The 13,616-nt window shown below is 59.8% G+C and carries 9 protein-coding genes and 1 other RNA gene; 2 read left to right on the plus strand and 8 right to left on the minus strand.

All coding sequences use genetic code 11. The features are described 5' to 3' along the window. The first annotated feature begins 23 nt into the window (after positions 1–23). The gene (locus BFW87_RS03155; RefSeq protein ID WP_016973185.1) at positions 24–887 is read left to right on the plus strand and encodes a LysR family transcriptional regulator; all 864 of its coding nucleotides are present in this window, start codon (positions 24–26) and stop codon (positions 885–887) included. A 61-nt stretch (positions 888–948) separates the two neighbouring features. Further along, the gene (locus BFW87_RS03160; protein WP_078738524.1) at positions 949–1,857 is read left to right on the plus strand and encodes a DUF2167 domain-containing protein; all 909 of its coding nucleotides are present in this window, start codon (positions 949–951) and stop codon (positions 1,855–1,857) included. A 58-nt stretch (positions 1,858–1,915) separates the two neighbouring features. Here BFW87_RS03160 and BFW87_RS03165 read toward each other — a convergent pair whose 3' ends face one another. From BFW87_RS03165 to smc, 8 genes are all read right to left on the minus strand, one after another. After that, positions 1,916–2,512, minus strand: coding sequence for a hypothetical protein (locus tag BFW87_RS03165; protein ID WP_078738525.1), 597 nt, complete (start codon positions 2,510–2,512; stop codon positions 1,916–1,918). Between the two features lies 1 nt (position 2,513). After that, the gene (locus tag BFW87_RS03170; RefSeq protein ID WP_078738526.1) at positions 2,514–3,560 is read right to left on the minus strand and encodes an N-acetylmuramidase family protein; all 1,047 of its coding nucleotides are present in this window, start codon (positions 3,558–3,560) and stop codon (positions 2,514–2,516) included. 185 nt (positions 3,561–3,745) lie between these two features. Next, positions 3,746–4,696 (minus strand): N-acetylmuramidase family protein, encoded by a 951-nt coding sequence (locus BFW87_RS03175; RefSeq protein ID WP_078738527.1) that lies wholly within the window; start codon positions 4,694–4,696, stop codon positions 3,746–3,748. 198 nt (positions 4,697–4,894) lie between these two features. Next, positions 4,895–4,991: signal recognition particle sRNA small type (gene ffs / locus BFW87_RS03180), an RNA gene on the minus strand. 237 nt (positions 4,992–5,228) lie between these two features. Next, positions 5,229–6,395, minus strand: a complete 1,167-nt coding sequence (locus tag BFW87_RS03185; protein ID WP_078738528.1) for a zinc-binding metallopeptidase family protein — start codon at positions 6,393–6,395, stop codon at positions 5,229–5,231. A gap of 161 nt (positions 6,396–6,556) precedes the next feature. Next, positions 6,557–8,914, minus strand: a complete 2,358-nt coding sequence (gene ligA, locus BFW87_RS03190; protein ID WP_078738529.1) for an NAD-dependent DNA ligase LigA — start codon at positions 8,912–8,914, stop codon at positions 6,557–6,559. An 86-nt stretch (positions 8,915–9,000) separates the two neighbouring features. Further along, a complete protein-coding gene (zipA, locus tag BFW87_RS03195; protein WP_078738530.1) occupies positions 9,001–9,867 on the minus strand; it encodes a cell division protein ZipA in 867 nt (288 codons plus the stop codon). A gap of 259 nt (positions 9,868–10,126) precedes the next feature. After that, a complete protein-coding gene (smc, locus tag BFW87_RS03200; RefSeq protein ID WP_078738531.1) occupies positions 10,127–13,615 on the minus strand; it encodes a chromosome segregation protein SMC in 3,489 nt (1,162 codons plus the stop codon). Position 13,616 lies beyond the last annotated feature (1 nt).

A 13,616-nucleotide genomic window follows, 5' to 3' on the forward strand; every position in this document is an offset into this window, starting at 1 on the left:
TCTGAAATCACTGGAACTGAGCAATGGAACTGGCCCAACTGAAAATGGTGCGAGCCGTGGCGCAAACCGGCAGCGTGGCCCAGGCTGCCCTGCAATTGCATTGCGTGCCGTCCAACATCACCACGCGCATCAAGCAGCTGGAAAGCGAATTGGGCACGCCGCTGTTTATCCGCGCCGGGCGTGGGCTGGCGATCAGTGCCGCCGGTGAAATTTTTCTGGATTACTGCGAGCGCATTCTGGCGCTGGTGGATGAATCCAAACGCGCGGTGGACGCTAACGCCATTCCCCGCGGCACGCTGCGAATCGGTGCGGTGGAGTCCAGCGCCAGCGGCCGTCTGCCGCCGCTGTTGGCCGAATACCACCGGCGCTACCCGGATGTCAGCCTGGAACTGGTGACCGGCGCCTGGGCTGAATTACTCGATGACTTGCAGCACCACCGCCTCGATGTGGCGCTGGTAGCCGCCGGTGGAAAACGCGCCAAGCTCGAACACAGCGTGGTCTACAGCGAGCGGCTGGTGCTGATCGCGAGCGCGTCCAGCGAACCTATCAACAGCGCCGAAGATCTAGCCGGACGCACGCTGCTGGTATGGCCGCCCGGCTGCCCCTACCGCGCGGCACTGGAAAACTGGGTCAAGCCCCATGACTTCAAGCCGAGCATCGCCAGCTATGCCAGTTGGGGCACCATCATCGGCTGTGTCAGTGCAGGGATTGGCGTGGCGCTGGCGCCGGAAGGCATTCTGGCGCGCTACGAGCAGGCCAATCAGTTGGCGTCTTACCGGTTTGAGGAATTGCAGGCGGTGGACAACCTGCTGTTTTGGCACAAAGACACCCAGCGGCACTTGGCGCGGGACGCGTTTGCCGGGCTGCTGAGGGAGACTTTCGGCTAGCTGGTAACATTATATTTCAGTTATCCTCCCGCGAAATTAATTCAAAATGTAAGGGACTACCATGAATTACTTCCGCGCCCTAATGGCGGCGGCCGCCTTGAGCCTGCCTGCCACCCCGGTCCTGGCTGCTTCCACACCTGCACCAACGCCTGTTGAAGCCAGTGCGCCCGCCGAAACGCCTGAGCACTTCCTTGCCTCGCTCAAGCAGCAAACCGGCACGGTCACCCTGCCCACCGGCATTGCAACCCTCAAACTCAACGACGAGTTCTACTACCTCAACCCCGCTGACACCGAGCGCCTGCTTACTGATGGCTGGGGCAACCCACCGGGCTTCAAAACCCTGGGCATGATCGTGCCGAAGGCTGTCAGCCCGCTGTCGGAACGCGGTTGGGGCGTGATCGTCAGCTACAAGAACGACGGGCACATCGCCGACGAAGATGCGGCGAAAATCGACTACGCCGAACTGCTCAAGCAGATGCAGGAAGAAGATGAGTCGGAAAACGTTGAGCGTAAAAAACAAGGTTACGCCGGCCTGCATCTGCTGGGCTGGGCCGAGCCACCGCACTACGACGAAGCCACTCACAAAATGTACTGGGCCCGTGAGCTGAAAGCCGATGACGCCCAGCAAACCACCCTCAACTACAGCATTCGCGTGCTGGGCCGCGAAGGTGTGCTGGAACTCAACGCCGTCGCTGGCATGAGCGACTTGGCGACCATCAAGCAGGAACTGCCCAAGGTATTGGCGTTTACTAACTTCACCGACGGCAACCTCTACACCGACTTCAACCCGGGCACCGACAAGCTCGCCACCTATGGCCTTGCCGCGCTGGTGGCCGGTGGTATCGCCGCCAAAGCCGGGTTGTTCGCCAAGATCGGCATCTTTCTGCTGGCCATGAAGAAGTTTCTGGTGGTGGGCGTGGTGGCTCTGCTCGCGTTGGTCCGCAAGCTGTTCAACCGCAACAAGGCCTGATTCCTGGCACAAAAAAACGCCGCAACGTGGCTGACACGTTGCGGCGTTTTTGTTTGCTTCAGTTCGCCGCTGAAGGCGCAGAAAGGCGGCTGTACTCGTCCTGGCCAATCCAGCCGGTGTAGGTATGGTCCTTGGCGTTGGTGAACTCGACGTGAGCCCAGCCGTCCTTGAACGCCAGCACCCCCACCACATCATCCTTGACGATATACGGGCGCTTGGCCGCATCGGAACCAGGCTCTGTGAGCAAGTAGGCCTTGTCGGCCGAGACCGTCACCAGACCAATCCATTGCGTAGTGGCGGTTTGGGTCAACTCCAGGCCCGTGGCGATTTCCGGCATCAGCACGCTCATACAGCCCGGGTGCTGACGGCCCTGCTCCACGGTCAGGGTCACGCCATCGGACGAAGGCGCCACACTGCCGGGATAAGACTCATCCAGCCATGTGGTCAGCGCTTGCGGCTCGCCTTGCAAGTAAAACGCGCAGCTGCGGGTTACGCCCTCGCCCAGCGCCTCAGCGTAATAACCTTCAACCTGATGCTCCGGTGTCACCGCTAGCATCAACCCTTCGTACTTGCCCGAATGCAAAGCGGTTTCGCCTGCGAACGCTGGTGCGATAACGCACAACGACAACACACCCACTGCCAGAAAACGCGTCATCTTATTTTTTCCCTTCCAATGCTTCGTAGGCTTTTTTGATACGGTTGTCATAGTCGCCGTAATCCTTGCCGTTATAGTTGCGCGCCATAGCGACATAGTCTTTATCTTTCATGGCCTTGATCAGCGCCGGGCTTTCACTGCAGAAACCAATAAAGGCTTTAAGTTGATTGCCGGCATTAACCTTTAGTGCCGCTGCAAATTCAAACACGGTTTTGTAACCGCACGACTTGAAGTTAAACCCCATGATCTGGAACATGCCCCAGGACGCCGACATCAATGCCGCTTCCTGGTCCAGCGCAAAAGCGGTGGCCATGGTTTCCCAAGCCTTGGTCTGGTCCTTGTTGTTGGCCTGCCATTGCGGCCCGGCTTTCCTCACGTAGGGGTAGGACAGCAGCGGCTGCGCCTGGTCATAGATGTGCTTGGTGTACTTGCGAAACAGATGCCCCTCAAAAGCAATCACCGGCAGTTTGGCCGGGCCGAAACCCGAGCGCCCACCGGACTCCACGGTGGCAAACGCCTTGATGATATTCACCGAGATACCACTGCCCAGTTGCGTGGCGGCATTCTGGAAGTCGGTATCGGTGAGGGTCATACCCCCGTCGCACGTGGCCTGCAGCATCAGCTGGCGGTTGCGCCGCTCGGCTTCGACCATGGCACGCATGCGGTCCAGGTACACATTCACCGTGGCCTGCACCGCATCACTATTGTTATTGCCGAACACATTCAAAAAGCTTGGTATGCGCATCGTCGGAAAGGCTTTTACCGGGACCTTCACCGCCTCTTCGATCAGGCTGTTGAAAGTGCGACCGGTAGGATCAATCACGCCATCGGGGTGCGCGTACTTGAGGTGACGGAACTGATACTGACTGATGCACTGCACCAACTGGCCGTCACACTTGCCGTTTTCGGCCAGCGGAAAACCCATCTTGGGAATGATCAAATTGAATAAATACTGGATGCACTGAACATCGACAGGCAAGTTGCGCGCTTTACCCGCAGCGCCGACGGAAGCACTGATAAGACGGGGCAACCCTGGCAGGCTTTTCATGGCAGACATCCTTGTTAGTTAAAGAAGTGATATCACTTCAATATCAAAGCAACACCCTTGTCATACTCTGAAACAAGTGGCTCGCGGGAGCTAACAAGTCTGTTTTGGGTTGTCCAGTGGGCGCATTGATAGCTGTGAGACAGCTATCAATGCGCTGCCAAATATCGAAAACTCTGCCGTTACCGCTATTTTTTCTTCTCTAGCGCTTCGTATTCTTTTTGGATTCGCTTGTCGTAGTTGCCGAAGTCTGCACCGTTATAGTTGCGCGCCATGCCCGCGTAGTCCCTATCTTTCATGGCTTTGATCAAGGCCGGGTTCTTGCTGCAGAAAACCACAAAGGCCTTCAATTGCTCGCCAGCGTTGCGCTTCATCGCGACGGCAAAATCCGAGACGTTCTTATACCCGCAAGTACGAAAGTTGAATCCCATCATTTGAAACATGCCGAAGGACGCTGAGTTCAGCGCAGATTCCGGGTCCAGCTTGAAAGCATCAGCAAGCGTACGCCAGGCAGTGGCCTGGTCCTTGTTATTGGCCTGCCATTGTGGGCCCGCCTTTACCAGGTAGGGGTAAGAGAGCAAGGGGTGAGTCTTGTCATACCGTTTCTCGGTGTACTTTCGGAAGATGTGCCCTTCAAACGCGATCACTGGCAGCTTGGCGGGGCCAAACCCGGAACGTCCACTGGACTCAACAATGGCAAACGCCTTGATCAGACTCACCTGAATCCCATTGCCTAGCTGGGCTGCAGCGCTTTGGAAGTCCGCATCGGTCAGGGCTACTCCACCGTCACACGTGACCTCTGTGAGCCATTGCTTTTGATCGCTCGAAGCCTTGATAGTCGCCTGGTTAGCCGGGCTTGCCTTACCTGCATCTTCCACCAGGCTCTTGAACGTCTGGCCATTGGCATCTACCACACCGTCGGGTTTTTTGGCGTTCAGGCGAGCAGTTTGGTACGCGATAATACGCTGGACCAATTTGGGCCCCGACAGGCCGTCCTCCACCAAAGGTAGATCGGACGCGGATTTGATCAGGTTGAACAGGTGCTGAATGCTGCGTACGTCGGCAAGGTTGTTAGTCGCCTTGCCTGGCGTGCCGACTGACGCCTTGATAGCAACGGGTAAACCTTGGGGGCTGGTCATGGCAATCATCCTTGTTTAGGAAATGAGTGCCTTCACTTCTCCACTACTCCAGCACCGGGTCACTTGCATCCTTGACGCTAGCAGGCGGCTTGGGCTTGTCCAGCAGACAGCAGAAATCGACTCGCAAGCAAAGATTGCCTGCAAAGCGCATAAAAAATTGGATAGTAGGTGTTGCAAGGAAGAGCGTTATGGAGGCAACCCCACCAGCCACACCCCGGCACACAATGTTCCCGCTGTGGCTGCTGCCTTCCGGCTCTGACCAGGTTCACGGGTAATCGTTGCGGGGGGACCGATGGGGTCACCATAACGACGCCTGCCTCTCGGCAAGCGGGGCCATTGTACCGATCTCATCAGAAGTTACAACCGTTGGTTCCGGATTAAAAATAGCCGCTGGTTCAAGCACTTGCCTGCGGCCTCCGAACCCACATCGCACCCTGTGGGAGCCGGGCTTGCCCGCGATGCAGACGACTCGGTGTATCGGTGGTATCGCGCTGATGCTATCGCGGGCAAGCCCGGCTCCCACAGAAAGCGGCTATTGCGCCTGGACGACCTCATCCGCCCGGCCGCCCTCTTCCTGGATCACCAGGTGGATGAAATGCAGCTTGGCAATCACCGCCGGCGGCAACACAAACGGATAAAAATCCGGCTGACCCATGCTGCGCGACAGCTCGTTGAGCATGCCGGCCAGTTCGATCCAGGCGTTGACGAACGACAGAAACGCCACGCCGCCGGGGTGTTCGGGGTCATAAAGTGTGGTGAGGGGGAATGGCTGGTAGTCCAGGTCCATCTCGCGGGCGCTCATGCCAAAGCCCAGCGCGGTGTCGACGGCGTCCATCATGTGCAGGTAATGCGCCCAGGTTTCGGCCCAGTCTTCCCAGGGGTGCATGGTGGCGTAGGCGCTGACGCAGGTTTGCTGCCAGTCCGGGCGCGGGCCGTTCCTGTAGTGCTGGTCGAGGGCGTCGGCGTAACTGGCGCGCTCGTCGCCGAACAGGTTGCGAAAAGGCGCCTGCCAGTGAGTGTTGGCAATCAGACGGTCCCAATAGTAATGGCCGACTTCATGGCGAAAGTGACCAAGCAACGTGCGATAAGGCTCGCGCATCTGCACCCGGACTTTCTCGCGATGGGCGTCGTCGGCTTCCTTGATATCCAGGGTGATCAGGCCGTTGGCGTGGCCCGTCATGGGTGCATTGCCTTCCAGGTCGATGCCGACAAAGTCGAAGGCGAGGCCGTTTTCTTCGTCGATGCTTTTGGGCACGACTCGCAGCCCAAGGCTGATCAATTGGGCCACCAGACGGCGCTTGGCGGTCTCCACCTTGCGCCAGCGATCCGGGTTTTCCGGGACCGACAGGTCGGGAATGGTACGGTTCAGGCTGCACGCCACGCACAGCGGCGCAGTGCTGTGGGCAGGGATCAGCCAGTTGCAGGCAGCCGGGGTGTCGAGGTTGGCGCAGCGGCGGAAAGCGCCGGCGTCGAGGTTTTCATCAGCCAGCCAGGTGTCGGCGACAGGCCCGGGTTGCAGGGATGAAACGCGGCTTTGTTGCGGCTGGTAACCCAGAAGCGCCTGACAGGCCAGGCACTGACTGTTGCGAAAGAACAGCGATTGCCCGCAGCGGCACTGCCAGACCTTGCTGTTGCGAGACGACCCGGCTACGAACGGTGCTGCGATGCGCGAACTGAGTTGCTCGAAGTAGCGGAACATGGCGGTCTCTCCCTGGATGACAGAGACTAGATCATTTCCGAAGAAAGATCGTTCCCACGCTCTGCGTGGGAACGCCGTCAGGGACGCTCCGCGTCCGCTCTTGAAGGTCGTGAAGCAGAGCGTCACCCGATGCATTCCCACGCGGAGCGTGGGAACGATCATCAGACGGTAATGTTGTGCCTGGCGAGGAAGGCGACGAAAGCTTCTTCATCCAGCACCTTAAGGCCCAATTCGCTGGCTTTGGCCAGTTTCGAACCTGCCCCCGGCCCCGCCACCACGCAGTGGGTTTTCGCCGAGACCGACCCCGCCACCTTGGCACCCAGGCTTTCGAGTTTGTCCTTGGCCACGTCGCGGCTCATCAACTCCAGTGAACCGGTCAGCACCCAGGTGTGCCCGGCCTCCGGCAAGCCTTCGACGACTTTCTTCTCGCTGTCCCAATGCATGCCGAAGTCCTTGAGCTGCTGCTCAATGGCCAAGGCGTGACTGGCATTTTCAGCGATGTCGAAAAACTCACGCACGGCCTTGGCCTGTTTCTCCGGCAGGGCCTGACGCATATCCAGCCAGTCAGCCTTGATCACGCCCTCGAGGGAGCCGAATTTATCCGCCAGTTTCTGCGCAGCGCCCGGGCCGACAGTGGGCACATGCAGCTTGTCGAGCAAACCGCCCAAGGTGGTGCTGGCGGCAAACTCGGCGCTCAGCTCGCCCTGATCCTGCAATTGCAGGCCGCATTCGTCCGGCGACAGCAGCGCTCCGATAACCTCCCGGTTATGGCTGTCTTCAAAGAAGCTGTGAATCTCGTGCGCCACTTCCAGGCCCACGTCCGGCAAGTACGTCAGCACTTGCGGCAAGGCCTTCTGCACACGTTCCAGAGACGCCAGCGAGCGCGCCAGCACCTTGGCCGTTTCCTCACCCACATCCGGAATGCCCAGCGCGTAGATAAACCGCGCCAGGGTCGGCGTCTTGCTGTTTTCGATGGCGGTGATCAGCTTCTTGCTGGAAATATCGGCAAAGCCTTCCAGGTCGATGATCTGCTCGTACTTGAGTTTGTAGAGATCAGCCGGCGAACCGATGAGCTTTTCATCCACCAGTTGCTCGATGGTCTTGTCGCCCAGTCCATCGATGTCCATGGCACGGCGCGAGACGAAGTGAATAATCGCCTGCTTGAGCTGCGCCCCACAGGCCAGGCGCCCAACGCAGCGGTACACCGCGCCTTCGCTGACGGTTTCCTTGCCCTTGCTGCGCTTGACCAGTTGCGTGCGCTCCACGTGGGAACCACACACCGGGCAGGTCTCGGGGATTGGCACCGCGCGGGCGGTTTGCGGGCGCCGCTCAAGCACCACCGAGACCACCTGCGGGATCACATCACCGGCGCGTCGGATGATCACGGTGTCGCCGATCATCACGCCCAATCGTGTGACTTCATCCATGTTGTGCAGCGTGGCATTGGACACGGTCACACCGGCCACCTTGACCGGTTTCAAGCGGGCCACCGGGGTCACGGCGCCGGTGCGGCCGACCTGGAATTCCACGTCGAGCAATTCGGTCAGTTCTTCCATGGCCGGGAATTTATGCGCAATCGCCCAGCGCGGTTCGCGGGCGCGGAAGCCCAGCTCACGTTGGGAGGCAATGCTGTTGACCTTGAACACCACGCCGTCGATCTCATACGGCAGGCTGTTACGCCGTTCGCCGATATCACGGTAGTAGTCCAGGCAATCCTGAATACCCTTGGCCAGCTTCAGCTCGTGGCTGATGGGCATGCCCCACTTCTTCAACTGTTGCAGGTTGCCGATATGGGTGTCGCTGATATCAGTGGTCACGCCGTAGCAGCAGAATTCCAGCGGGCGGCTGGCGGTGATCTTCGAGTCCAGCTGACGCAAGCTGCCAGCGGCGGCGTTACGCGGGTTGGCGAAGGTTTTGCCGCCCACTTCCAGTTGCGAGGCATTCAGCCGCTCGAAACCGGCCTTGGACATAAACACTTCACCGCGCACTTCCAGGGTCGCCGGCCAACCGCTGCCCTGCAGCTTAAGCGGGATATTGCGCACCGTGCGCACGTTGACGCTGATGTCTTCGCCGGTGGTGCCATCGCCACGGGTGGCGCCGCGCACCAGCTCGCCATTTTCATACAGCAGACTGACCGCCAGGCCATCGAGCTTCGGCTCGCAGCTGTACTCCACCGCTGCACCACCGCCAAACAGGTCGCCCACCGGCAGATCCAGCCCCTCGGTCACCCGACGGTCAAACTCCAGCATGGTGGCTTCATCGAATGCGTTGCCCAGGCTGAGCATCGGAATCTCATGCTTGACCTGGGTGAACGCCGACAGCGCCGCACTGCCAACCCGTTGCGTCGGCGAATCGCGCGTCACCAGCTCCGGGTGCTCGGCCTCAAGGGCCTTGAGCTCATGAAACAACCGGTCGTACTCGGCGTCCGGAATGCTCGGCTCGTCGAGGACGTGGTAACGGTAATTGTGCTGATCCAGTTCAGCGCGCAATTCGAGGATGCGGGTGTGGGCGGCGGTCATGGGTGTTCTCTCAGAAAGCAAAAGAGCAGCCGAAGCTGCTCCAATGGTAGTGCGCTTATTCTACTGACAACGCTGGGAACCAATCCTCAGCGTTTCTGTGTCAGGGCGCGACGCTCAAACTCGACGATGCGCTGACGGTAGTGTTCGATGGTCTGGGCAGTCAGGACGCTGCGTTGGTCGTCCTTGAGCTCGCCGTTGAGTTCCTGGGACAGCTTGCGCGCTGCGGCCACCATCACGTCGAACGCTTGTTTCGGGTGGCGCGGGCCTGGCAGGCCGAGGAAGAAGCTCACCGCCGGGGTGCTGAACAGGTCGATGTCGTCCAGGTCAAAGGTGCCCGGCTTGACCGCGTTGGCCATGGAGAACAGCACTTCGCCGTTACCCGCCATGCTTTCGTGACGGTGGAAAATATCCATCTCGCCAAAACGCAGGCCGCTTTCCAGAATGTTCTGCAACAGCGCCGGGCCTTTGAAACCGGCGGCGTCGCGGCAGATCACGCTGATCACCAGGACTTCTTCAGCGGCGGGCTGATCGTTGACCGATTGACGCGGCGCGCTGCTCTTGGCTGGCGTCTCGTCGGGGAAATCGTCATCGCGGCTGCTGAAGCTCGGGCCATCATCGACGTCGAGGTTCAGGTCGCCCTGATGCGGCTCGGCAACCGGCGCACCGCCACGTTTGCCACGCTTGGAAGACGGCTCACGGGCTTCACGCACCGGCGCGCTCATCGACGGCAAGTCGTGCTCGTCCAGCTGCGGCTCTTTATGGTTGTCCAGCACACGGGGCGGCCCCAGCAGTTCCGCGCTACCGTCGTCGTCAGGCAAGTTGGACAGGTTGCGGTCCAGACGGAATTTAAGCTTGCCCTTGCCACCGCGCATGCGGCGCCAGCCATCAAAAAGAATACCGGCAATGACAATAATGCCGATGACGATCAGCCACTCGCGCAGACCGATTTCCATGTAATCCCGTGCCTCTAATAAAAAATGCTGAAAAATAAGGGGTTTAGCACCGTGCAAACCGCTTTAAAACGTGGCGCCAACTCTATGTTCTGACTGACGTTTTGCCCACGCATACGAAAATTTGACATTAAACTAGCACGACCAAAGATAACTTTACACCGTCTGTCAAAATGCCTTGAACAAATATGTCCATTTGCCATATTTCACAACCGGGTCAATCACCTTACGCCCTGCTGAAAATTCTCTTTCAAAGCCCGGGTCAGGATTCAACCATCGCCATGGCTTCTTCGACATCCACCGCCACCAGACGTGAACAGCCCGGTTCGTGCATCGTCACACCCATCAGCTGATCAGCCATTTCCATGGCGATCTTGTTGTGGGTGATATAGATGAACTGCACGGTCTGGGACATCTCTTTCACCAGTCGTGCATACCGTCCAACGTTAGCGTCATCCAGCGGCGCGTCAACTTCATCGAGCATGCAGAACGGCGCCGGGTTCAACTTGAAGATCGCAAATACCAGGGCCAATGCGGTCAGGGCTTTCTCGCCACCGGACAACAAATGGATGGTGCTGTTCTTCTTGCCCGGAGGCCGCGCCATGATCGTTACCCCTGTATCGAGTAGATCTTCGCCCGTCAGTTCCAAGTAAGCGCTGCCACCACCGAAAACTTTCGGGAATAACGCCTGTAAACCGCCATTAATCTGATCAAAGGTATCTTTGAAGCGGTTACGGGTTTCCTTGTCGATCTTGCGGATCACGTTTTCCAGGGTATCGAGGGCTTCGACCAGATCGGCGTTCTGCGCGTCCAGGTAACGTTTACGTTCGGACTGCTGCTGGTATTCATCAATGGCCGCGAGGTTGATCGCACCGAGCCGCTGGATACGCGCAGCAATGCGCTCAAGCTCTTCTTCGGCTTCTTTCTCGTTGGCCTGGGCGGTCAACGTGTTGAGCACGCCGTGCAGGTCGTAACCGTCTTCCAGCAACTGGTCCTGCAGGGTTTTGCGGCGCACGGTCAGGGCTTGCCATTCCATGCGCTGTTGTTCGAGCTGGCCGCGGATCAGCTGGGATTGCTGCTCGGCCTGGGTACGGCGTTTTTCGGCGTCACGCAGTTCGCGGTCGGCGTCTTCCAGGGCGATCTGCGCGGTCTTGAGCTCTTCGTCGACGGTCATGCGCTTGTCGAGCAATTCTTCAAGCTTGAGCCGCAGCTCCTCCAGAGGCGCTTCGCCCTCCTCCAGGTTGAGGCTCAGTTGCTCGCGCTTTTCGGTGAGGCGTTCGGATTGCATCTCCAGGCGCTCAAGGGCCTGGGCCGTGGAATTGTGCTGGGCCTTGAGCGAACCCAGGCGCACGGCCAATTGGTGAGCATGATCCTTGTGCTGACGCGCTTCCTGGCGCACACGGTCGAGGCGTTCGCGCAGGCTGTCGCGCTGGGCCAGCAGCAGTTCACGCTGCTCGGTGTCGAGGGCCATGCTGTCGAGGGCGTCCTGCAGCTGCAGGCGCGCCTCGCCGATTTGTTCGTGTTCCAGCGCACGTTGCTCGCCCATTTCGGCGACTTCTTCGTCAAGGCGGGTACGGCGCAGGGTCAGTTGCTCGGCCTTGGCTTTGCTGGCGGACAGTTGGGCCTTGAGTTCGCCTTGCTGACGCGCTTCGTCCTGAAGCAGACGGCGCAAGTGTTCGCGGCCAGTCTCCTGCTGGCGCTGGGTGGCGCGCAGGGTTTGCAGTTCGGTTTCCAGGCTTTCCAGAGTCGCTTCGCGCTCTTCACGCTCGGCGCTCAGGTTGACGATTTCCTGGCCTCGGGCCAGAACACCGCTTTCGGCTTCACTGGCACGGCGCACGCGCAGGAAGTGACGGCCGACCCAAAACCCGTCACGGCTGATCAGGCTTTCACCAGCGCCGAGCTGACCACGTCTGGCCAACGCCTGCTCCAGGGAATCCACCGGTTTGACTTGCCCCAGCCAGGGCGACAAATCAATCGCGGCCTCGACCTTGTCCAGCAAGCTGCCCGGCACCCGCGTGCCGTCGGCGGCGGGGCTGAGCAAACGCAGATCGCCCTGCGAAAAACCGGACAGGTCGAAGCCACCAAAATCGTCCACCAGCACCGCTTGCAGGTCGGCGCCTAACACGGTCTCAACCGCCAGCTCCCAACCTGCTTCAACTTTTAACCCTTCCGCCAGACGTGGGCGCTCGGCCAAATGCTGGTCACGCAGCCATTCAACCGTGCCGGTGCCGGGGTCCAGCGCCGCCTGCTGCAGGGCTTCAAGCGATGCGAGCCGGCCATTCAGCCGCTGCAAATCGCCCTGGGCTTGCTGCTGCGCCTGGGTCGCCTGTTGCAGCTGCTGACGCAATTGCTCCAGACGCTCCACTTGCTGTTCTTCGCTGGCTTCGAGGTCTTCCAGGGTCATTTCGCTTTCGGCGAGCTGCTCGCTGAGTTCCATGATCGCCGCGTCTTCCGGGTCGGCGGCGAGCAAGGCGCGCTCTTCCAGCATCCGGCGTTGACGCTCGGCCAGCCGCTCCATGCTGGTTTCCAGCTGCTGAATGCGCGACTGCTGCACTTCAGCCTGGCGGCGCGGCTCGGCGGATTGCAGGTTGAACGTGTCCCACTGCTCCTGCCAGCCTTGCATGGTGGTTTCGGATTCTTCCAGCGCGGCGGCGGCTTCTTCGGCTGCGGCACTGGTGACTTCCTGCTCGGGGGTGAGCATGTCCAGCTCTTCACCGAGGGTCAGCAGCAGCGTGCGGTCGTGGCCCAGGTGAGATTCAGTCTCCAGGCGCGCGCGTTCGGCCTCTTTGAGGTCATCCTGCAACTGCCGCAGGCGCTGCTGGCCGTGCTGGATGCTCTGCTCAACGCGAGCAATATCGCCGCCCACCGAATAGAAACGCCCCTGCACCAGATTGAAGCGTTCGGACAAGTCATGGTGGCCGTCACGCAGGCGCTCAATGCTGGCATCGGCATTGCGCTGCTCGGCCACCAGCGCTTCAAAGCTGATTTCCTGATTGCCGATAATCGCTTCGCGCTGGCCGACCTGCTCATTCAACGCCTGCCAGCGCAGGGCCGACAGTTGCGCCTTGAGCTGGCGCTCTTCGCCCTTGTATTCCTGATACTTCTCGGCGGCCTGGGCCTGGCGGTGCAGGCGCTCCAACTGGCGTTCCAGCTCTTCGCGCAGGTCAGTCAGGCGGGCGAGGTTTTCGTGGGTGCGGCGAATGCGGTTTTCAGTTTCACGGCGGCGTTCCTTGTACTTGGAAATGCCGGCCGCTTCCTCGATAAAGTTGCGCAGGTCTTCGGGCTTGGCTTCGATCAGCTTGGAGATCATGCCCTGCTCGATGATCGAGTAGCTGCGCGGGCCCAGGCCGGTGCCGAGGAAAATATCGGTGATGTCCCGACGGCGGCACTTGGTGCCGTTGAGGAAGTAGCTGTTCTGGCTGTCGCGGGTCACTTTGCGGCGAATCGAGATTTCGGCGTAGGCCGCGTATTCGCCGACGAGGGTGCCGTCGGAGTTGTCGAACACCAGTTCAATGCTGGCCTGGCTCACCGGCTTGCGGCTGGTGGAGCCGTTGAAGATGACGTCAGTCATCGACTCGCCACGCAGGTTTTTTGCCGAGCTCTCGCCCATCACCCAGCGGACGGCGTCGATAATGTTCGACTTGCCGCAACCATTGGGCCCGACCACCGCCGCCATGTTACTGGGGAAGTTCACCGTGGTCGGGTCGACGAAGGATTTGAACCCCGCCAGTTTGATGCACTTGAGCCGCACG

It is taken from the genome of Pseudomonas fluorescens (assembly GCF_002022275.1).
In the GTDB taxonomy this organism is placed as follows: domain Bacteria; phylum Pseudomonadota; class Gammaproteobacteria; order Pseudomonadales; family Pseudomonadaceae; genus Aquipseudomonas; species Aquipseudomonas fluorescens_AJ.

Bases quoted from the DNA above. Each gene is read 5' to 3' on its own strand.
- BFW87_RS03155 (WP_016973185.1), top strand. From the start codon at position 24: ATGGAACTGGCCCAACTGAAAATGGTGCGAGCCGTGGCGCAAACCGGC.
- BFW87_RS03160 (WP_078738524.1), top strand. From the start codon at position 949: ATGAATTACTTCCGCGCCCTAATGGCGGCGGCCGCCTTGAGCCTGCCT.
- BFW87_RS03165 (WP_078738525.1), bottom strand. From the start codon at position 2,512: ATGACGCGTTTTCTGGCAGTGGGTGTGTTGTCGTTGTGCGTTATCGCA.
- BFW87_RS03170 (WP_078738526.1), bottom strand. From the start codon at position 3,560: ATGAAAAGCCTGCCAGGGTTGCCCCGTCTTATCAGTGCTTCCGTCGGC.
- BFW87_RS03175 (WP_078738527.1), bottom strand. From the start codon at position 4,696: ATGACCAGCCCCCAAGGTTTACCCGTTGCTATCAAGGCGTCAGTCGGC.
- BFW87_RS03185 (WP_078738528.1), bottom strand. From the start codon at position 6,395: ATGTTCCGCTACTTCGAGCAACTCAGTTCGCGCATCGCAGCACCGTTC.
- ligA (WP_078738529.1), bottom strand. From the start codon at position 8,914: ATGACCGCCGCCCACACCCGCATCCTCGAATTGCGCGCTGAACTGGAT.
- zipA (WP_078738530.1), bottom strand. From the start codon at position 9,867: ATGGAAATCGGTCTGCGCGAGTGGCTGATCGTCATCGGCATTATTGTC.